Source organism: Streptomyces sp. NPDC000594 (assembly GCF_040299965.1).
GTDB lineage: Bacteria > Actinomycetota > Actinomycetes > Streptomycetales > Streptomycetaceae > Streptomyces.
This window is the reverse complement of record NZ_JBEPCY010000014.1, coordinates 126,725-147,287: the sequence shown is the minus strand read 5'-3', so window position 1 is coordinate 147,287 and position 20,563 is coordinate 126,725. Positions and strand designations below refer to the sequence as shown.

Here is a 20,563-nt window from a genome sequence, read left to right as displayed (position 1 = left end):
CCGGCCCGGAGGGCACACCTGCCTTTCGCCTCGCCGGTCGATTGCCGCCCGGAGGTGCCCCCATGAGTGCAGAGGCCGCTAACCCTGGTGCCCACAGCCGCAGACGCGGCCGTCCCCGCATCGACCTCCGCAGGCTGGGGCGTGCCGCACTGCTCGGCACGCCCGGCCGGGGCCGGCTGCCGGACGCCATCGGGCACATGGCCGACGCCCATCGGGCCCACCACCCCGACGCGGATCTCACCACCCTGCGCACGGCCTACCTCCTCGCGGAATCGTCCCACCGGGGCCAGTTCCGCAAGAGCGGCGAGCCGTACATCACCCATCCGCTCGCCGTCACCCTGATCCTGGCCGAACTCGGCGCCGAGACCACCACCCTGACGGCATCACTCCTCCATGACACCGTCGAGGACACCGAGGTGACCCTCGATCAGGTCACCCGGGAGTTCGGCCCCGAGGTCGCCTATCTGGTCGACGGGGTCACCAAGCTGGAGAAGGTCGACTACGGCGCCGCCGCCGAGCCCGAGACCTTCCGCAAGATGCTCGTCGCCACCGGCAACGACGTCCGGGTGATGTCGATCAAACTCGCCGACCGGCTGCACAACATGCGCACCCTCGGGGTGATGCGTCCCGAGAAACAGGCCCGGATCGCCCGGGTCACCCGCGATGTGCTGATCCCGCTCGCCGAACGGCTGGGCGTCCAGGCGATCAAGACCGAGCTGGAGGATCTGGTCTTCGCGATCCTGCACCCCGCCGAGTACGAGCGGACCCGCGCCCTGATCGCGGAGAACTCCTCGGCGGGCGCGGCCCTCGACGCCATCGCCGAGCGGGTGCGCGGCGTGCTGCGGGACGCCGGGATCACCGCCGAAGTCCTCATCCGGCCGCGCCACTTCGTCTCCGTCCACCGGGTCAGCATCAAACGCGGCGAACTGCGCGGCACCGACTTCGGACGGCTCCTCGTCCTGGTCGGCGAGGACGCCGACTGCTACGGCGTCCTCGGCGAGCTGCACACCTGCTTCACCCCGGTGATCTCCGAGTTCAAGGACTTCATCGCCGCCCCCAAGTTCAATCTGTACCAGTCGCTGCACACCGCCGTCGCCGGTCCCGAGGGCTCCGTCGCCGAAGTCCTCATCCGCACCCACCGGATGCACACGGTCGCCGAGGCCGGGGTGATCGCCCTCGGCAACCCCTCCGTACCCCAGGAGAGCGCCGAACCCTCCGACGGGGAGCCCGCCGACGGGGAGCGCGCCGACCCGACCCGCCCCGGCTGGCTCTCCCGGCTGCTGGAGTGGCAGCAGTCCACCCCCGACTCCGACGCCTTCTGGAGCTCGCTCCGCGCCGACCTCGCCCAGGACCGGGAGATCACCGTCTTCGGCGCCGACGGCCGGGTCCTCGGCCTGCCCGCCGGGGCGAGCTGTGTCGACGCCGCCTACGCCCAGCACGGCGAGGGCGCCCACGCCTGTATCGGCGCCCGGGTCAACGGCCGGCTGGCGACCCTGAGCACCGTGCTCCACGACGGTGACGCCGTCCACCTCCTCTTCGCCCAGGACACCTCCGGCGCACCGGCCCCGGCCGAGGTGCACGACGCCGCCTGGGGGCCCTCGCCGGACTGGCTGGAGCACGCCCGTACCCCCGCCGCGCGGATCGCCATCACCACCTGGCTGGCGGCCCACCCCTACGGCGCGGAGGACCCGGCGACCGCGCCGCCCCGCTCCGCCCCCGTCACCACCGAGGCCGACCGGCCCGCCGTCGCCGGTGCCGTGGTCGACCTCCCCGACGCGACGGTACGGCTCGCCGGGTGCTGTACCCCCGTACCCCCCGACCCGGTCATCGGGTTCGCGGTCCGCGGCGGAGTGGTCACCGTCCACCGCGCCGAGTGCTCGGCCGTCGCCCGGATGGCGACCCTGGACCGGGAGCCGATCCCCGCCCGCTGGGGCGAGGCGGCGGGCTGCCGGGTCACCCTGGTCGCCGAATCCTTCGGCCGCCCCCATCTCCTCGCCGACCTCACCGAGGTCATCGCCGTGGAGGGCGCCGCCATCGTCTCCGCCACCGTCGAACCGCCGAGCGAGCAGCGGGTACGCCACACCTACACCCTCGCCCTGCCCGACGCCGCCGGACTCCCCGCCCTGATGCGGGCCATGCGCCAGGTCCCCGGCGTGTACGACGTGAGCCGCAGTCAGCATCCGGCGGCCACCGGCTGATCTCGTTCGGGTGGTCGGTCGCGCGTTGCCGCCCGTACGGTCCACGCGCCCTGGTAGCCGTAGTGCATGCTGCCCGATTCCCCGCCCGTCGCCCCCCGGCGGCCCCGGCCGTCCCGCATCCGGCGGCGGCTGCGCGCGCTGCTGCTGGCCGGAGCCTCGGCGGCCCTGGTGGCCGCCGTGCTGCCGCCGCCGTCACCCGTCGCCCTCGGCATCGGCGACCCGCTCTTCCCGCACCTCGGCAACCCCGGGTACGACGTCCTCTCCTATGACCTCTCCTTCACGTACCACGGCGCCAACACCACCCCGCTGGACGCGGTCACCCGGATCGAGGCGAGGGCGACCGAGCGGCTGGAGCGCGTCAATCTCGACTTCGCCCACGGCACGGTCGCCTCGGTGGAGGTGAACGGGCTGCCCGCCGATTTCGGCTCCGCCGACGAGGACCTGGTCGTCCAGCCGGTGCTGCCGCTGGAGGCCGGCTCCCGCCTCCACATCACCGTCACCCACACCAGCGATCCCCGGGGCCGGGACGGCGGCTGGGTCCGTACCCGCGACGGACTGGTGATGGCCAATCAGGCCGATGTGGCCCACCGGGTCTTCCCCTCCAACGACCACCCCGCCGACAAGGCGTACTTCACCGTCCGGGTCACCGCCCCCAGCGAGCTGACCGCCGTCGCCAACGGGGTCCGGATCGGCAAGCGGACCGACGGCGCCACCACCACTTGGGCGTACCGCACCCGGCACCCCATGGCCACCGAGCTGGCCCAGGTCGCCATCGGCACCTCGGTCGTCCCCACCCGGGAGGGCCCCGGCGGGCTCCCCGTCCGCGATGTGGTGCCCGCCAAGGACGCCACCGCCCTGGAGCCCTGGCTGGCGAAGACCCCCGCCCAGATCACCTGGATGGAGGAGAAGGTCGGCGCCTACCCCTTCGAGAACTACGGGGTGCTGGTCGCCGACGCCAGCACCGGCTACGAACTGGAGACCCAGACCCTGTCGCTCTTCGAGCGGCGGCTCTTCGTCAACAGCCCCTTCCCCGCGTGGTACGTCGACGCGATCATGGTCCATGAGCTGGCCCACCAGTGGTTCGGCGACAGTGTCACCCCGCGCCGCTGGTCCGACCTGTGGCTGAACGAGGGCCATGCCACCTGGTACGAGGCCCTGTACGCGGAGGAGAAGTCCGGGCACACCATCGAGGAGCGGCTGCGCGAGGCGTACCGCCACTCCGACCAGTGGCGGGCCGACGGAGGGCCGCCCGCCGCCCCCGCACCCCCGCGCCCCGGCCAGAAGATCAGCCTCTTCCGTCCGGTGGTGTACGACGGCAGCGCGCTGGTGCTGTACGCGCTGCGGCAGACGATCGGCACGGAGGCGTTCGAGCGGCTGGAGCGCGCCTGGGTGAGCCGGTACCGGGACGCCACGGCGGGCACGGACGAGTTCGTCCGGCTCGCCTCCGAGACCGCCGGGCGGGATCTGTCCGGGTTCTTCCAGGGCTGGCTGTACGGGGAACGCACCCCGCCGATGCCCGGCCACCCGGAGTGGGCCGCCCTCACGCCCGTGACCGAGGGCGACACCACGGCCTCCGGCCCCGACACCACGGCCTCCGGCCCCGCCGGGCGGACGGGCCCGCTCACCGGCCCCGGATCCCTCCGGAAACCGGGATGACGGGCCGGGCCGCCCCATGGGAACATCGACGGGTCGGCGACGCCACCGGGGCCGCCTCCCGCACGGTCGCCGTACGGGAATCATCCGGCCCCCTCACGCGTTGTGACCGATACAGGCCGCTCCGGACCCCCTCCGGCGCGACCGGACACCGAAGCGAACCCATCGACGTAAGGATCCAATGACCTCCTCTTCTTCCCCTTCCCAGGACGAGCAGAGCTTCGAGCGCGCCCGCACCGAGAGCCTTCGGGCCGATGCCCTGATGGAAGAGGACGTCGCCTGGAGCCACGAGATCGACGGCGAGCGGGACGGCGAGCAGTTCGACCGCGCCGAGCGCGCCGCGCTGCGACGGGTCGCCGGCCTCTCCACCGAGCTTGAGGACGTCACCGAGGTCGAGTACCGCCAGCTGCGCCTGGAGCGCGTCGTGCTGGTCGGTGTCTGGACCTCGGGGACCGTGCAGGACTCGGAGAACTCCCTCGCCGAGCTGGCGGCCCTGGCCGAGACCGCGGGCGCCATGGTGCTCGACGGTGTCATCCAGCGCCGCGACAAGCCGGACCCGGCCACCTATATCGGTTCCGGCAAGGCGCAGGAGCTGAGGGACATCGTGCTGGAGTCCGGCGCCGACACGGTCGTCTGCGACGGTGAGCTGAGCCCCGGCCAGCTGATCCATCTGGAGGATGTCGTCAAGGTCAAGGTGGTCGACCGGACCGCCCTGATCCTCGACATCTTCGCCCAGCACGCCAAGTCCCGCGAGGGCAAGGCGCAGGTGGCGCTCGCGCAGATGCAGTACATGCTGCCGAGGCTGCGCGGCTGGGGTCAGTCGCTCTCCCGGCAGATGGGTGGCGGCGGCGGTGGCGGCATGGCCACCCGAGGCCCCGGTGAGACCAAGATCGAGACGGACCGCCGGCGGATCCGCGAGAAGATGGCGAAGATGCGCCGGGAGATCGCGGAGATGAAGACCGGCCGCGAGATCAAGCGGCAGGAGCGCCGCAGGCACAAGGTGCCCTCGGTGGCCATCGCCGGATACACCAACGCCGGCAAGTCCTCGCTGCTCAACCGCCTCACCGGCGCCGGAGTCCTGGTGGAGAACTCGCTGTTCGCCACCCTGGACCCCACCGTGCGCCGGGCCGAGACCCCGGGCGGGCGGCTCTACACCCTGGCGGACACCGTCGGCTTTGTCCGGCATCTGCCCCACCATCTGGTGGAGGCGTTCCGCTCCACCATGGAGGAGGTCGGCGACTCCGACCTGATCCTGCATGTGGTGGACGGATCGCACCCCGTCCCGGAGGAGCAGCTGGCCGCCGTCCGTGAGGTGATCCGCGACGTCGGCGCGATCGATGTCCCCGAGATCGTGGTGATCAACAAGGCGGACGCGGCGGACCCGCTGGTCCTCCAGCGGCTGCTGCGGACCGAGCGGCACGCCATCGCGGTCTCCGCGCGGACCGGCGAGGGCATCGCCGAGCTGCTGCGGATCATCGATGACGAGCTGCCCCGGCCCTCGGTCGAGATCGAGGCGCTGGTGCCGTACACCCAGGGTGGCCTGGTCGCCCGGGTGCACTCCGAGGGCGAGGTGGTCTCGGAGGAGCACGGCGCCGACGGCACCCTGCTCAAGGCCAGGGTCCATGAGGAGCTGGCGGCGGCGCTGGCGCCGTATGTGCCGGTGGCCGGCTGATCGATCCATCGGCCCCCGCTCCGGTCCCTGAGTCGGGCGGGGTCGGCGGGACATATGAGCCATGAGAGGCGCCCGCACCGGATGACGGTGCGGGCGCCTCTTGTCATGGGTGCAGGGCTGCCCCGAGGCCCGAGGCCCGAGGCCCGGGGTCAGGGTGTGGCGCGGCGGCTCATCTCCCGATAGAGCCGCTGCGCCCCCTCGTCCAGCCGGGGTCCGGCCAGCCAGCCGCCGTTCACCGGGCCGATCGAGGTGTTGGAGACCAGGACCGTCGTACCGTCGGCACGGGCGGTGAACCAGCCGCCGCCGGAGGAGCCCCCGGTCATCGTGCACCCGATGCGGTGCATGGTCGGGGTGCCCGGCAGCAGCGAGAGCCGCCCGGGGCGGTCGAGGCACTTGTGCATGATCGCGCCATTGAAGGGCGCGGCGGCCGGATAGCCCCAGGCGCCCAGCGAACCGATCTCCCGGGACGGCGGCGCGGCGAAGTCGATGTCCAGGGCGGTGCCCACGCTCTCCTCCAGCGAGCGCGCCCCCTCCCGGGGCTTGACCCGCATGACCGCGTAGTCGTAGGGGGCGCCCGCACCGCCCGTCGGACCGCCCTGGGTGATCCACTCCTGGGAGGTGGAGACCCAGTCCGCCCAGTACACGCCGTACGGGGCGACCTCCGCCGCCGGGGCCGCCGCCAGCTGCTCCGGCGGACGGCCCTGATCGTTGAAGGCGGGGACGAAGGCGATGTTGCGGTACCAGCCGCCGTCCTTGCCGGCGTGGACGCAGTGTCCGGCGGTCCACACCAGATTGGACTTCCCCGGGTTGGCGGGGTCCTCGACCACCGTCGCCGAGCAGACCATGGCTCCCTCGGGGCCGTCGAAGAAGACCTTGCCCACGGGTGCCGCGTTCCGCTGGTAGGGCCGGTTCTCCTCGACCGCCCGGACCGGGCGGGGCTCCGGGTCGGAGACCCCCTCGTCCCCGGTGGCATCGCCCGGCGCGCGGGCGACCTCCGGAGGTTGGGCGGAGGTCATCCGCTCGGGACCCCAGAGATCCCGGATCACCGGGTTGACGAAGTCCTGGGCCTCGCGGAGCCAGCTGTCCTTGTCGAAGTCGCGCCACGCGCCGTCCAGCCAGGCGCCCGGGTCCAGCCCGTGCTCCCGCAGCCGGTCGGCCACCTCGGCGGGGAGCCCGGCGGCCCTGGTGCCGCCCTCCCCGTCCGTACCGTCCCCGCCGCAGCCGGTCACGGTGAGTGCCAGGGCCAGGGTGAGCACCGTGGCGGCCGGCCACGAACGTATCGAACGCATGAACGATCCCTCTCCGGGTTCGGTCGGAGCCGGCCGCCGGGTCGGATCCTGGTCGGATCCGGAACGGGTCTATCGGCCGGCGAACTTCTCACTGACGGCGTCGAAGACCGCCTTCGCCTCGGAGCCGAGCCGGGGCCCGGCGAGCCATCGGGCCGGCACCGGTCCGATGGAGGTGTTGGAGACCAGCGCGGGCCGGCCGTCGCGGCCCTCCGCCACCCAGCCGCCGCCCGAGGCGCCGCCGGTCATGGTGCAGCCGATGCGGTACATCGTGGGCTGGTCGGTCCGTACCGAGAACCGCCCCGGGTCATCGGCGCACTGGAACATCCGCTCGCCGTCGAAGGGCGCCGCCGCCGGATAGCCGGTCGCCGTCACCTCGGTCAGCTCCCGCGCGGACGGGGCGTCGAACTCCACCGGCAGCGCCGAACCGACCGTCTCCTCCAGCGACTTCCCCGATCCGCCCTTCTCCGGGGTGACATGGATGACCGCGAAGTCGAAGGGGGCACCGCGCCCACCGGTCTTGGCGCCCTCGCCGATCCACTGCTCGGAGGTCTTCGCCCAGTCGCCCCACCACACCCCGTGCGGGGCGACCTCGTCCTTGGGCGCGCCGTCCAGCTCACCGGCGGGCCGGGCGGCGTCGTTGTACGAGGGGACGAAGGCGATGTTGCGGTACCAGCCGCCGTCCTTGCCGGCATGGACGCAGTGTCCGGCGGTCCACACCAGATTGGACTTCCCCGGGTTGGCGGGGTCCTCGACCACCGTCGCCGAGCAGACCATCGACCCCTCGGGGCCGTCGAAGAAGACCTTCCCGGCCTCCGGCACACCGCTGCGGTAAGGGGCGGACACCGGCCGGGGCGTCACCGGCCGCGGCTCCGGGTCGCTGACGGCCCCGTCCTCCGTGATGCCCTGGCCGACCGGGCGGTCCGGCGGGGTCTCGGCCTCCCGCATCCGGTCCGGGTTCCACAGATCCTCGATGATCGGGTTGACGAAGTCCTGGGCCTCGCGGAGCCACTTGTCCTTGTCGAAGTCGCGCCACGCGCCGTCGCGCCACTTGGCCAGATCGATACCGTGCTCCTTGAGCCGCTCCTCCAGCTCCTTCGGAATCTTGATCCGGTCCAGCAGATTCTCCTCGGACGCCGCGTCCGAGGTGTCGCCCGCGCTGTTCTCGCTCGTACCGCAGCCGGTCGCGGTCAGGGCGAGCGCGGCGGCTATGGATACCGCCGCCATGGCGGAGCGGATGGGTCGCATGTCGTGAATCCCCCTGGGACTTCGTCATTCGGTGCCGGTGAAACCGTGCCGGCGGACCTCGGTGTCCGCGCACTGCCGGGAGGGCTCCGGGAGAACCGGCCGGTACCGTCGGCGCTCACCGCCGGACGGCCCCTCGCCGGAGCGCGGCCTCCCACTATGCCGGTGCCGTTGGGGACGGCACGCGGCAGGTCCACGGTTCCTTCCGCCGCGGGGATCCCGGCTCCGACCGTGATCCCCGGCCCGCGGCGTCGTTGGTACACACGGGGATACGGACGGGGGCCCACGGGTGTTCAGCGGTTCGTGTTCGGCGGTTCGCCCGAGGGCCGTGGTGGTCGTGGCGGTACGGGAGCCCGACGGCCGCCGCGTACCGCCCGCGCACCGCGCCCGTCCTCCGAACCGGCCCACCCAAGGAGTTCCCCGTGAACGCCACCCCCGCCCCCCTCGGACCCGCCCCTGCCCCTGCCCCCGTCGGAGCCATGGGCGCCCCCCTCGCATCCACGGGCGCCACCCTCCCCACCGGCGGGGCACCGGACGACCCCCGCACGGTGCCCCGGCAGCACCCCGGCCCCCGGCCCGCCGACGGCGCGGACGCGTCCCCCCGTACCGCACCCGCCGCGCGGGACACCCCACCGGCCGGCCCGGACCCGCTCGACGACCCCGACCCCCACCGGGCCGCCGACGCCGCCACCGTCGGGAATCTGCTGCGCTGCTGGGCACGGGAGCACGATCTGCCCGAGCCCGGCGGAGCCACCCTGCGCATCCCCCTCCCGGCCAGCGGCACCGCACTGCTCGTCCCCGTCCGCTCCTGGTCACCCACGGGCACCCACCGGCTCGACCCGCCCCGGCTGGAGGGCGCCGGGCACCGGGCACCCCCGGTGGACGCCGTCACCGTCGCCGCGCTGCTCGCCCGGGAGACGGACACCGCGCACCACACGGAGCTGGTGGGCCGGGTCGCCGACTCCGTCCGCCGGACCGCCGACGGTCTCGCCCACCACCGCGCGCACCCCGCGCCGCCGGAGACCGATCCCTTCCTGGCAGCGGAACAGGCCCTGGTCCTCGGCCACCCCCTGCACCCCACCCCCAAGAGCCGGCCCGGCCTCTCCGACTCCGAGCACCCCGTCTACGCGCCCGAACTGCACGGCTCCTTCCCCCTCCACTGGATGGCCGTCCACCGCTCCGTCCTCGCCACCGACTCCGCCTGGACCGAGCGGGGCCGCCCGCTGCCCGCCGAGCGGCTGACCGCGCGCCTCGCCCCGGGCCTCCCGTTGCCCCAGGACACCGTCGCCCTGCCGCTCCACCCCTGGCAGGCGGCGGAGGTGCGCCGCCGCCCCGCCGTCGCCGCCCTCCTCGACGCCGGACTGCTGCGGGACCTCGGCCCCTGGGGCGACCGCTGGCACCCCACCTCATCCGTGCGGACCGTCTACCGGCCCGGCGCCCCCGCCATGCTCAAGCTCTCCCTCGCCCTCTCCCTCACCAACTCCCGCCGGGAGCACCTCCGCAAGGAACTCCACCGGGGCGTCGAGGTGCACCGGCTGCTCCGCACCGGACTCGCGGAACGCTGGCGCGCGGCCCACCCCGGCTTCGGCGTCGTCCGCGACCCCGCCTGGCTCGCCGTGGATTCCTCGGGCTCGGTGGACGGCGTGGACCGTGTGGCCGGTGTGGGATCCGGCAGCTACGGCGGTACGGGGGCGGGCGCGCGGGAGCCCGTACCCGGACTCGATGTCGTCCTCCGCCACAACCCCTTCGGCCCCGACGACGACGTGGTCTGTGTCGCCGGACTCACCGCCCCGAGGCCCTGGCCCGGCCGTGGCACCCTGCGCTCCCGGCTCGCGGAGACCGTCGCCCGGCTGGCCCGGCGCACCGGGCGGCCGGTCGGAGCCGTCGCCACCGAGTGGTTTCTGCGCTACCTCGACCAGGTGGTGCTCCCCGTCCTGTGGCTGGACGCCACCGCCGGGGTCGCCCTGGAGGCCCATCAGCAGAACACCCTGGTCCGGCTGGACCCCGACGGCTGGCCCGCCGGTGGCCACTACCGCGACAACCAGGGGTACTACTTCCGTGCCTCGTACCGCGAACGCCTGGAGCGGCGGCTGCCCGGCATCGGCTCCCACAGCGACACCTTCGTCCCCGACGCCGTCGCCGACGAACGCTTCGCCTACTACCTCGGCGTCAACAACGTCCTCGGTCTGATCGGGGCCCTCGGGGCGCAGCGGCTCGCCGACGAACGGGTGCTCCTCGCCGGCTGCCGCACCTTTCTGGCCTCGGCCGCCGCCCTGGGCTCCCCTCTGCCCGGCCTGCTGCTGGACTGCCCCACCCTGCGGACCAAGGCCAATCTGCTCACCCGGCTGCGCGGCCTCGACGAGCTGACCGGCCCGGTCGAGACCCAGTCCGTCTATGTCACCGTCGCCAACCCGTTGCACCGCTGACGCAGCACGCAGCACGCACCACGTGCACCACATGCACGACGCATCACGTATCGCCGTAGGAATCCCCGTACGAACCGCTGTATGCATCGCTGGACGAGAGGAGAGCGCCACCGTGCCTTCCACCGAAGCGGGCGGCGACCCGGGCCCCGCCACGGCGGGCGAACCCTGGGCGACCCCGGCGGACCCCGGCGCCGTCGACACCCTGGAGCTGCCGCTCTCCGAGGACATCCGCCGGTTCTTCCCCCAGGAGACGCCCTTCGAGACCCTCCGCACGGTGGGTGCCGACGGGCCCGACCCCGGCCCCGGCGGGCTGCTGGACGGGATCGCCGCCTGGGGCAGCACCCCCACCCGGGTGGGCGATCTGCGGCTGGTCCCCGTCCGGATCGACCGCGATCTCGCACTGATCAGCCACTGGATGAACGACCCGGCCGTGGCCGCCTTCTGGGAGCTGGCCGGACCGGACTCCGTCACCGACGCCCATCTGCGGTCCCGGGTGCACGGCGACGGGCGGAGCGTGCCCTGTCTCGGGGTGCTCGACACCGTCCCGATGAGCTACTTCGAGATCTACCGCGCCGACCTCGATCCCCTGGCCCGGCACTATCCGGCCCGGCCCCATGACACCGGGGTCCATGTCCTGATCGGAGGCGTGCCGCACCGGGGCCGGGGCGTCGGCTCCGCCCTGCTGCGGGCCGTCTCCGACCTGGTGTTCGACCATCGTCCGCGGTGCTCCCGGGTGATCGCCGAACCGGACCTCCGCAACACCCCCTCCGTGTCGGCCTTCCTCAGCGCGGGCTTCCGCTTCAGCGCCGAGTGCGAGCTGCCGGGGAAACGGGCCGCGCTCATGATCCGTGATCGGGCGCTGCGCCATGTGCTGTGATCCGGGCGGTACGGGGCTGCGCGCGCGGGGTACGGGGCAGGGCACGCGGGCGGCGGTACGGGGCCGGGCGCGCGGGGCGGCGGGATGCCCGGGAGGCCATCGGTATCCGGCGGTATCCCTCGGTATGCGCCGGTGACCGTCGGTGGCCGTCGGTGTCATGGACCGGCCGTTCGAACAGCCCGTAACGAACCCCGCACTCGCCCCGCACTGTCCTACCAACGGATTAGGGTGGTCGGCCTATGACGAAGCCATCCCTCCCCGAACTCCTCCACGCCGCTGTCTCCGCCGTCGGCGGTGTGGAGCGGCCCGGTCAGCTCGCCATGGCCGAGGCCGTCGCCGAGGCCGTCGACGACGGGTCCCACCTCCTGGTCCAGGCCGGTACCGGCACCGGTAAGTCGCTCGGCTATCTGGTGCCCTCGGTGGCCCATGGCGAGCCGGTCGTGATCGCCACCGCGACCCTCGCCCTCCAGCGCCAGCTGGTCGAGCGTGATCTTCCCCGGACGGTCGACGCCCTGCATCCGCTGCTGCGCCGCCGCCCCGAGTTCGCCATGCTCAAGGGGAGGTCGAACTACCTCTGTCTGCACCGGCTCCACGAGGGGATGCCGCAGGACGAGGACGAGGGGCTGTTCGACCAGTTCGAGGCGGCGGCGCCGACCAGCAGGCTGGGGCAGGACCTGCTGCGGATGCGGGACTGGGCGGACGAGACGGAGACGGGCGACCGGGACGCGCTGACCCCGGGCGTCTCCGACCGGGCCTGGTCACAGGTCTCGGTCACCTCCCGGGAGTGCCTGGGCGCGAGCAAGTGCGCGTACGGCCAGGAGTGCTTCGCCGAGCAGGCCCGGGAGCGGGCCAAGCTGGCGGATGTGGTGGTGACCAATCACGCCCTGCTGGCGATCGACGCCATCGAGGGCGCGCCGGTGCTCCCGCCGCATGAGGTCCTGGTGATCGACGAGGCCCATGAGCTGGTCTCCCGGGTGACCGGCGCGGCCACTGGGGAGCTGACCCCCGGCCAGGTGAACCGCGCGGTGCGGCGGTCCGCGAAGCTGGTGGACGAGAAGGTGGCGGACGCCCTCCAGACGGCGGCGGAGACCTTTGAGCGGCTGATGGAGCTGGCGCTCCCGGGCCGGCTGGAGGAGCTTCCGGAGGATCTGGGGTATGCGCTCGCCTCGCTGCGGGACGCCTCACGGACGGTGATCTCGGCCCTGGGCTCGACCCGTGACTCCTCGGTGCAGGACGAGGACGCGGTCCGCAAGCAGGCGCTGGCCTCGGTGGAGAATGTGCACGATGTGGCGGAGCGCATCCTTCAGGGCTCCGAGTACGACGTGGTCTGGTACGAGCGCCACGACCGGTTCGGCGCCTCCCTGAGGGTCGCGCCGATGACGGTCTCGGGGCTGCTGCGGGAGAAGCTGTTCGCGGATCGTTCGGTGGTGCTGACCTCGGCCACCCTGAAGCTCGGCGGTGACTTCAACGGAGTGGGGGCGTCCCTGGGGCTCTCCCCGGAGGGGACGGTCGCCGATGACGCCCCGCCGTGGAAGGGGCTGGATGTGGGCTCCCCCTTCGACTATCCGAAGCAGGGGATCCTCTATGTCGCCCGGCATCTGGCGACCCCGGGCCGGGAGGGCTCCCGGGGCGACATGATGGACGAGCTGGCGGAGCTGGTGGAGGCGGCCGGGGGGCGCACCCTGGGGCTGTTCTCCTCGATGCGCGCGGCCCAGGCGGCGGCGGAGGAGCTGAGGGGCCGGCTGGAGCGGCCGATCCTGCTCCAGGGCGAGGAGACGCTGGGCGAGCTGATCAAGACGTTCGCGGCGGATCCGGCGACCTGTCTCTTCGGCACGCTCTCGCTCTGGCAGGGCGTGGATGTTCCCGGGCCGAGCTGTCAGCTGGTGGTCATGGACCGTATCCCCTTCCCCCGGCCGGACGATCCGCTGATGAGCGCCCGGCAGAAGGCGGTGGAGGAGGCCGGGGGCAATGGCTTCATGGCGGTCGCGGCGACCCATGCCGCGCTGCTGATGGCGCAGGGCGCGGGGAGGCTGGTACGGGCGACGGGCGACCGGGGGGTGGTGGCGGTGCTGGACCCCCGGCTGGCGACGGCCCGCTACGGCAGCTTCCTCAAGGCCTCGCTGCCGGACTTCTGGTACACGACGGACCGCAATCAGGTGCGGCGCTCGCTGGCGGCGATCGACGCGAAGGCGCGGGCGGACGGGGCCTGACAGCGGGTACCGGTCCCTGGTTGTCGGGGACAGGGCGGGACCCCGGAACCGGCGCAGTGGGGTCCCGGGGCCCGGTCTGGGGGCGGCGGTGGTCAGACCCGGCGGAGCACCGCCACGACCTTGCCGAGGATGGTGGCCTCGTCGCCGGGGATCGGCTGGTAGGACGCATTGTGGGGGAGGAGCCACACATGGCCGTTCTCCCGCTTGAAGCGCTTGACGGTGGCTTCGCCGTCGAGCATGGCGGCGACGATGTCACCGTTTTCCGCGACGGGCTGGCGGCGCACGGTGACCCAGTCGCCGTCACAGATGGCGGCCTCGATCATGGAGTCGCCGACGACCTTCAGGACGAACAGCTCACCGTCGCCGACGAGCTGGCGGGGGAGGGGGAAGACATCCTCGACCGACTCCTCGGCGAGGATGGGTCCGCCTGCCGCGATCCGGCCGACGAGGGGCACATAGGAGGCGGCGGGCTTCCCGGTGGTGTCGGTGGGCTGGGTGCTGGGCTGGTCGGAGCCCCGGACCTCATAGGCGCGGGGCCGGTGGGGGTCGCGCCTCAGGAAGCCCTTGCGCTCCAGGGCCATCAGCTGATGGGCGACGGAGGAGGTGCTGGAGAGGCCGACGGCCTGGCCGATCTCACGCATCGACGGAGGGTATCCCCGGCGCTGCACGGAGTCACGGATGACTTCGATGACGCGCCGCTGGCGGTCGGTGAGGCCCGAGCTGTCGGCCCTGATACCGGGGGGCCGTCCGGGCAGGGAGCGCGCGGCGCGGGAGGGGTCCGCCCCCTCGGGGCCTGTGGCTGCTTCGGTCATGGCATGCACCGGCTCGAATCGGTTCTGGGCGCGGTCCTGGGCAGTGATGGTGGCACTGTCGGCGGTGGTGGTCACGTCGGCCCCTCTCGATTGGTCTCCCTAGCTGGACAACGGTAGTTGGTTTCGAAAGGTTGCGCCAAACACACGTTCGAGTGAAAAATCGAGGATTGCCTTACGCGGCCATGCGATTAGGTGTATTGGGCGGGTTTCTTGTTCCGTTCTGCTTCCGTCACGGCTCCGCTTCCCGTGGGGCCCTGTCCGGGGCGCGGTGGCCGACCCGCCGGTCGTTGTGCGGTGGTGTGAGTCCTTACGGTAACGTTCCCCGCTGTGCCGGACCGGCGGACCTCTTCAGTTTTGCATCCGGGGTCCGGGAATCCCGGGATGCCGGGTCGGTAAAGGCCGTGCCGGGGCATTCCCCTACTCTCCTGGCCGATCCCGCAGCCGGAACCCGCGGCCCGGACCTGTTGGTCGGACCCTGCGGTCGGACTCAGTGGTCAGACCCTCCGGTCCGATTCCGTGGTCCGATTCCGCGCGTCGGGTTCAGTGGGTCGGTTCAGCGGTCGGCACCCGAATCCGTGGCCGGCCCGGCGGTGGAACCGTAGTCCGGCTCCTGGCCGGCCGGGCCCACCGTCCCGCGCTCGCACGCCTGTGTTCCGCGCGGGTGAGCGCCCCGGGTGACCGCCGACGGATCCGGCGGCCGGACCGGACCGCCGGGGGTGGCTCTCCGCGACCCCGCGGCCACCCCGTGCGCAGGGTGCGGCCGTGTCGTGGCGTCACCGCCCGTACGCCCTGTGCGATCGTCCCCGCTCATCCGACACGCTCTTGTGTCCGGAGCGCCACCAAACCCCACATCTAGTGGTTGGATTGTGGGTGCAGCCCAGTGGTTGTGGTCCCGGGTCCTGAAGGGCTCCCGCCATCGCCTATGCTGGGGGCTGCTTCGAGGGGCTCCATGGCCTCGGTGAGGCGCATCAGTCGTGCCGTGAAGGAGGGTTCGGATCCGTGCACTGCCCCTTCTGTAGGCACCCCGACAGCCGGGTCGTCGACAGCCGTACCACCGATGACGGAACGTCGATCCGGCGCCGTCGGCAGTGCCCCGACTGCTCCCGCCGCTTCACGACGGTGGAGACCGCCTCGCTGATGGTGATCAAGCGCAGCGGGGTGACCGAGCCGTTCAGTCGGATCAAGGTCATCTCCGGGGTGCGCAAGGCATGCCAGGGGCGGCCGGTCACCGAGGATGCCCTCGCCCAGCTCGGCCAGCGGGTCGAGGAGGCGGTGCGGGCCACCGGCAGCGCCGAGCTGACCACCCATGACGTGGGTCTGGCCATACTCGGACCGCTCCAGGAACTCGACCTCGTCGCCTATCTGCGCTTCGCCTCCGTCTACCGGGCGTTCGACACGCTGGAGGACTTCGAGGCGGCCATCGCGGAGCTGCGGGTCCACCGCAGGCCCGCCGGGGCGGACGGAGCGGGCGGACCCACCGCGGTCCCCGCCCCCGCCGGCTCCGGCGGCTGAGCCGCGCCCGGACAAGGATCCGGGACCGGAAGACCAGGGCCCCTAGGACGGGCCCGTCCGCCCCGCGCGCGACGCCGGGCGGCGACAGGACTTGTCAGGGGTGCTGGGGCGCCCGTGACACCACACACCGACAGTGCCCTGGGAAGATCTGGGCACTCAAGGGCGTTTTTGCCCACATATGGGAGGCGGCATGACCGAGACGACGAGCGGCCCGGCACGAGGGTCCCGCACCAAGGGAGCCAAGGCCAGCAAGGGTCTGCGCATCGAACGCATCCACACCACCCCCGGCGTGCACCCGTACGACGAGGTGGTCTGGGAGCGTCGTGACGTCGTCATGACCAATTGGCGCGACGGCTCGATCAATTTCGAGCAGCGTGGCGTCGAGTTTCCCGACTTCTGGTCGGTCAACGCGGTCAACATCGTCACCAGCAAGTACTTCCGCGGGGCAGTCGGCACTCCCCAGCGCGAGACCGGTCTGAAGCAGCTCATCGACCGGATCGTGAAGACGTACCGGAAGGCCGGTGAGGACTACAAGTACTTCGCCTCGCCCGCCGACGCCGAGATCTTTGAGCACGAGCTGGCCTACGCCCTGCTCCACCAGATCTTCAGCTTCAACTCGCCGGTGTGGTTCAACGTCGGCACGCCGCAGCCGCAGCAGGTCTCCGCCTGCTTCATCCTCTCCGTCGACGACTCCATGGAGTCGATTCTCGACTGGTACAAGGAAGAGGGCATGATCTTCAAGGGAGGTTCCGGCGCCGGTCTGAACCTTTCCCGGATCCGTTCCTCCAAGGAACTGCTCTCCTCCGGCGGCAATGCCTCCGGACCCGTTTCCTTTATGCGCGGAGCCGATGCCTCCGCCGGGACGATCAAGTCCGGTGGAGCCACCCGCCGCGCCGCCAAGATGGTCATTCTCGATGTCGACCACCCCGATATCGAGGCCTTCATCGAGACCAAGGTGAAGGAGGAGGAGAAGATCCGCGCGCTGCGTGACGCGGGCTTCGACATGGACCTGGGCGGCGACGACATCACGTCCGTCCAGTACCAGAACGCCAATAACTCGGTCCGGGTGAACGACGAGTTCATGCGTGCCGTCGAGGCGGGCTCCACCTTCGGACTGCGCTCCCGGATGAGCGGCGAGGTCATCGAGGAGGTCGACGCCAAGTCGCTCTTCCGCAAGATGGCCGAGGCCGCCTGGGCCTGCGCCGACCCGGGCATCCAGTACGACGACACCATCAACAACTGGCACACCTGCCCCGAGTCCGGCCGGATCAACGGCTCGAACCCGTGCAGCGAGTACATGCACCTGGACAACACGTCCTGCAACCTCGCCTCGCTGAACCTGATGAAGTTCCTCAAGGACGACGGCGAGGGCAACCAGTCGTTCGACATCGAGCGCTTCTCCAAGGTCGTCGAGCTGGTCATCACGGCGATGGACATCTCCATCTGCTTCGCCGACTTCCCCACCCAGAAGATCGGTGAGAACACCCGCGCCTTCCGCCAGCTGGGCATCGGCTACGCCAACCTCGGCGCGCTGCTGATGGCCACCGGCCACGCCTACGACAGCGACGGCGGCCGGGCGCTGGCCGGTGCCATCACCTCCCTGATGACCGGCGCCTCGTACCGCCGCTCCGCCGAGCTGGCGGCCGTGGTCGGCCCGTACGACGGCTACGCCCGCAACGCCGACGCCCACCAGCGGGTGATGCGTCAGCACGCCGACGCCAACGCGGTGGCCGTCCGCACGGACGACCTGGACACCCCGATCTGGGCCGCCGCCACCGAGGCCTGGCAGGACGTGCTCGGCCTGGGCGAGAGGAACGGTTTCCGCAACGCCCAGGCGTCGGTCATCGCCCCCACCGGCACCATCGGTCTGGCGATGTCCTGCGACACCACCGGCCTGGAGCCCGACCTCGCCCTGGTCAAGTTCAAGAAGCTGGTCGGCGGCGGCTCGATGCAGATCGTCAATGGCACCGTGCCCCAGGCGCTGCGCCGCCTCGGCTACCAGGCCGAGCAGATCGAGGCCGTCGTGGAGCACATCGCCGAGCACGGCAATGTGGTCGACGCCCCCGGGCTCAAGACCGAGCACTACGAGATCTTCGACTGCGCCATGGGCGAGCGCTCCATCTCCGCCATGGGCCATGTCCGGATGATGGCCGCGATCCAGCCGTGGATCTCCGGCGCGCTCTCCAAGACGGTCAACATGCCGGAGACGGCGACCGTCGAGGAGGTCGAGGAGATCTACTTCGAGGCGTGGAAGATGGGCGTCAAGGCGCTCGCGATCTACCGCGACAACTGCAAGGTCGGCCAGCCGCTCTCCGCCAAGAAGAAGGAGCAGGAGAAGGTCGAGGTCACCGCCAAGACCGAGGCGACGATCCGCGAGGCCGTCGAGAAGGTCGTCGAGTACCGCCCGGTCCGCAAGCGCCTCCCGAAGGGCCGCCCGGGGATCACCACCTCCTTCACGGTGGGTGGCGCCGAGGGCTACATGACCGCCAACTCGTACCCCGACGACGGTCTGGGCGAGGTCTTCCTGAAGATGTCCAAGCAGGGCTCGACCCTCGCGGGCATGATGGACGCCTTCTCCATCGCCGTCTCGGTGGGCCTTCAGTACGGTGTGCCGCTGGAGACCTATGTCGCCAAGTTCACCAACATGCGCTTCGAGCCGGCCGGTATGACGGACGACCCGGACGTGCGGATGGCGCAGTCGATCGTCGACTACATCTTCCGCCGTCTGGCGCTGGACTTCCTGCCCTTCGAGACCCGTTCGGCGCTCGGCATCCACTCCGCCGAGGAGCGTCAGCGCCACCTGGACACCGGCTCCTACGAGCCGGCCGAGGACGAGCTGGACGTCGAGGGCCTCGCGCAGTCCGCGCCGAGGCAGCAGGAGCCGGTCGCGGTCCTGCCGGCCCCGGCCGCCGCGCCGCAGAACTCGGCCGAGCTGGTCGAGATGCAGCTGGGCATCAGCGCGGACGCGCCGCTCTGCTTCTCCTGCGGCACCAAGATGCAGCGCGCGGGTTCCTGCTACATCTGCGAGGGCTGCGGCTCCACCAGCGGCTGTAGCTGACCCTGTGGGGGCCGGTCCAAGACCGGCCCCCGCGGTGCGCACCGTTCACCTCCGGGGATCGTCCCGCCGGTCACCTCCGGCGGGACGATCCCCGGAGTCGGTCAGTCCGCGGAGCCGGTTGTTCCCTGACGGACGTCGGTCACTCCGTGACGCCGGTCAGTCCGCGGAGCCGGTCATTCCGTGACGCGGCCCATCAGGGCGAGAAAGCCCTGCGGATCGGCCTCCTCGCCCCGGAGCGCCGGCCGGTACTCCCACACCGCGGGACCGGTCCGGACGAACTCCGCGACCACCGCCGCCGTGGACCCCGCCACCGCCGCGAGATCGTCCTTCCACAGCTCGGTGATGCCCTCAGCCACCCTGACCTGCGTCTTCGCCACCTCCCCAAAGGTTCGGCGGCCATGCTTCTGCTGGACCACCACCCCGACCACGACCCGTCCGTGGACCGGTGCGAGCCGGGTCAGCTCCAGCTTCAGCACCTCGTCGAAGCCGAACCCCTGCCCGGTCCTGCTGTCCCGGGTCAGCGTGATCGTCCCGTCCGGCGACCGGCTGTCGAAGTGCACGACATAGGCCGGATCCCCGTCCGGGGCGTCCGCCCGGTAGGTGGCCGCGACGATGTCGAGATCATGCGGTGCCGTGCCCATCGGGCTCGGGTCCCACCTCAGACCCACCTCGACCGTGCCGACCCCCTTGCTCAGGCTGCTCACCAGACTCCCCTTCCGTGTGACCACCGGAACCTCTCCCCGGAGCATCTCGGTCCGACGACCGTAGCCGGTCGGCGCCGTCCACCGCGAGGAGTTGGCGGGTGCACACCTGTCCCGGTGGCTCCGCTTCCGGTAGGGGTCTCCCGGGTGCGCCCCGGCGGAATCGGCCCTGAGACGGGGTCACATGCTCCGGGAGGCGGGCCTTACGATGGCGCCGTGCTGGTCAAGTGGATTCGCTGCACCGTCGTGGACCGTCGTGGGTTCGAACGGGGACAGCGGAAGTGGGCGGGGCTGCTGGGTGAGCCGGGATTCCGGGGACAGGGCGGAGGGTGGAGCCGGACACGCCCCCATGTCGCCCATGTCTTCGCCTTCTGGGAGAGCAGGGCGTTCTACGACTCCTTCATGGCCCGCTCGCACGACCGGCTCGCCTCGGGACAGGCGGGGACGTACCGCGATGCCCAGGTCAGGCTCTTCGACCACCGCTTCGATGTGAAGACCGGTTTTGAGCCCCGCTTCACCGGCGCGGATGTGGTACGGGTGGCGCACTCCACGGTGCACGAGGAGCGCGTCGAGCACTACACGCTGATGCAGGAGAAGGTCTGGAACCCGGCCATGGCGGGCTCGCCCGGGATGGTGCGCGGACTCTTCGGCGCGGCCCCGGGGAATGAGTTCCTGGTCATGTCCATGTGGCACTCCGAGGCCGAGCACGGCAAGTACCGCAGGGAGCGGGTGGAGCGGCTGCTGCTGCGGACCCAGACGGAGGCGGACATCGCCCGGCTCACCGGCGATGTGGTCCTGCTGGAACCCTCCTGGACCGTCTGATCCGTCCCCGCCCGCCGGTGCGCCCGCCGGTGGGCTTCTGGTGGATACACCGGTGTGCCGCCGGTGGGCTGTCGGTGGATACGCCGGATGG

The 20,563-nt window shown here is 71.8% G+C and carries 13 protein-coding genes; 9 read left to right on the top strand and 4 right to left on the bottom strand.

The annotated features are described in order from the left end of the window. Window positions 1-62: 62 nt before the first annotated feature. The 3 genes from ABT354_RS20900 (at window position 63) to hflX (ending at window position 5,523) form a co-directional block, all read left to right on the top strand. Window positions 63-2,198 (top strand): RelA/SpoT family protein, encoded by a 2,136-nt coding sequence (locus tag ABT354_RS20900; protein WP_351495890.1) that lies wholly within the window; start codon window positions 63-65, stop codon window positions 2,196-2,198. 66 nt (window positions 2,199-2,264) lie between these two features. Continuing rightward, window positions 2,265-3,854 carry a M1 family metallopeptidase gene (locus ABT354_RS20895; RefSeq protein ID WP_351495888.1) on the top strand — a complete coding sequence of 530 codons (1,590 nt, stop codon included), beginning with the start codon at window positions 2,265-2,267 and terminating at the stop codon, window positions 3,852-3,854. 178 nt (window positions 3,855-4,032) lie between these two features. After that, complete coding sequence (gene hflX, locus ABT354_RS20890) at window positions 4,033-5,523, top strand: GTPase HflX (RefSeq protein WP_351495886.1); 1,491 nt, start codon at window positions 4,033-4,035, stop codon at window positions 5,521-5,523. 149 nt (window positions 5,524-5,672) lie between these two features. Here the strand turns inward: hflX and ABT354_RS20885 are convergent, their stop codons facing one another. Both ABT354_RS20885 and ABT354_RS20880 read right to left on the bottom strand, forming a co-directional pair. Continuing rightward, on the bottom strand, window positions 5,673-6,812 hold the full coding sequence (locus tag ABT354_RS20885) for a trypsin-like serine peptidase (RefSeq protein ID WP_351495884.1): 1,140 nt from the start codon (window positions 6,810-6,812) through the stop codon (window positions 5,673-5,675). 69 nt (window positions 6,813-6,881) lie between these two features. Beyond that, complete coding sequence (locus tag ABT354_RS20880) at window positions 6,882-8,057, bottom strand: trypsin-like serine peptidase (protein ID WP_351495882.1); 1,176 nt, start codon at window positions 8,055-8,057, stop codon at window positions 6,882-6,884. A gap of 419 nt (window positions 8,058-8,476) precedes the next feature. Here ABT354_RS20880 and ABT354_RS20875 point away from each other — a divergent pair, with 419 nt between their 5' ends. From ABT354_RS20875 to ABT354_RS20865, 3 genes are all read left to right on the top strand, one after another. Beyond that, window positions 8,477-10,480, top strand: coding sequence for an IucA/IucC family protein (locus ABT354_RS20875; RefSeq protein WP_351495880.1), 2,004 nt, complete (start codon window positions 8,477-8,479; stop codon window positions 10,478-10,480). A 112-nt stretch (window positions 10,481-10,592) separates the two neighbouring features. Then, window positions 10,593-11,357: a GNAT family N-acetyltransferase gene (locus ABT354_RS20870; protein WP_351495878.1), complete on the top strand. Its 765-nt coding sequence runs from the start codon at window positions 10,593-10,595 to the stop codon at window positions 11,355-11,357. A gap of 239 nt (window positions 11,358-11,596) precedes the next feature. Beyond that, on the top strand, window positions 11,597-13,567 hold the full coding sequence (locus ABT354_RS20865; protein ID WP_351495876.1) for an ATP-dependent DNA helicase: 1,971 nt from the start codon (window positions 11,597-11,599) through the stop codon (window positions 13,565-13,567). A 92-nt stretch (window positions 13,568-13,659) separates the two neighbouring features. Here the strand turns inward: ABT354_RS20865 and lexA are convergent, their stop codons facing one another. Continuing rightward, window positions 13,660-14,454 carry a transcriptional repressor LexA gene (gene lexA / locus ABT354_RS20860; RefSeq protein WP_351495874.1) on the bottom strand — a complete coding sequence of 265 codons (795 nt, stop codon included), beginning with the start codon at window positions 14,452-14,454 and terminating at the stop codon, window positions 13,660-13,662. Window positions 14,455-15,378: 924 nt separating this feature from the next. On the opposite strand from lexA, the gene nrdR reads away from it, so the two are divergent. After that, window positions 15,379-15,891 (top strand): transcriptional regulator NrdR, encoded by a 513-nt coding sequence (gene nrdR / locus ABT354_RS20855; RefSeq protein ID WP_351495872.1) that lies wholly within the window; start codon window positions 15,379-15,381, stop codon window positions 15,889-15,891. 190 nt (window positions 15,892-16,081) lie between these two features. After that, complete coding sequence (locus ABT354_RS20850) at window positions 16,082-18,949, top strand: vitamin B12-dependent ribonucleotide reductase (protein ID WP_351495871.1); 2,868 nt, start codon at window positions 16,082-16,084, stop codon at window positions 18,947-18,949. 173 nt (window positions 18,950-19,122) lie between these two features. On the opposite strand, the gene ABT354_RS20845 is transcribed toward ABT354_RS20850, so the two are convergent. Beyond that, window positions 19,123-19,653, bottom strand: a complete 531-nt coding sequence (locus tag ABT354_RS20845) for a TerD family protein (protein WP_351495869.1) — start codon at window positions 19,651-19,653, stop codon at window positions 19,123-19,125. Window positions 19,654-19,866: 213 nt separating this feature from the next. Between ABT354_RS20845 and ABT354_RS20840 the strand changes: the two genes are divergently transcribed. Continuing rightward, window positions 19,867-20,472 (top strand): YdbC family protein, encoded by a 606-nt coding sequence (locus tag ABT354_RS20840; RefSeq protein WP_351495867.1) that lies wholly within the window; start codon window positions 19,867-19,869, stop codon window positions 20,470-20,472. Window positions 20,473-20,563 lie beyond the last annotated feature (91 nt).

Bases quoted from the DNA above. Each gene is read 5' to 3' on its own strand.
- ABT354_RS20900 (WP_351495890.1), top strand. From the start codon at position 63: ATGAGTGCAGAGGCCGCTAACCCTGGTGCCCACAGCCGCAGACGCGGC.
- ABT354_RS20895 (WP_351495888.1), top strand. From the start codon at position 2,265: ATGCTGCCCGATTCCCCGCCCGTCGCCCCCCGGCGGCCCCGGCCGTCC.
- hflX (WP_351495886.1), top strand. From the start codon at position 4,033: ATGACCTCCTCTTCTTCCCCTTCCCAGGACGAGCAGAGCTTCGAGCGC.
- ABT354_RS20885 (WP_351495884.1), bottom strand. From the start codon at position 6,812: ATGCGTTCGATACGTTCGTGGCCGGCCGCCACGGTGCTCACCCTGGCC.
- ABT354_RS20880 (WP_351495882.1), bottom strand. From the start codon at position 8,057: ATGCGACCCATCCGCTCCGCCATGGCGGCGGTATCCATAGCCGCCGCG.
- ABT354_RS20865 (WP_351495876.1), top strand. From the start codon at position 11,597: ATGACGAAGCCATCCCTCCCCGAACTCCTCCACGCCGCTGTCTCCGCC.
- ABT354_RS20850 (WP_351495871.1), top strand. From the start codon at position 16,082: ATGACCGAGACGACGAGCGGCCCGGCACGAGGGTCCCGCACCAAGGGA.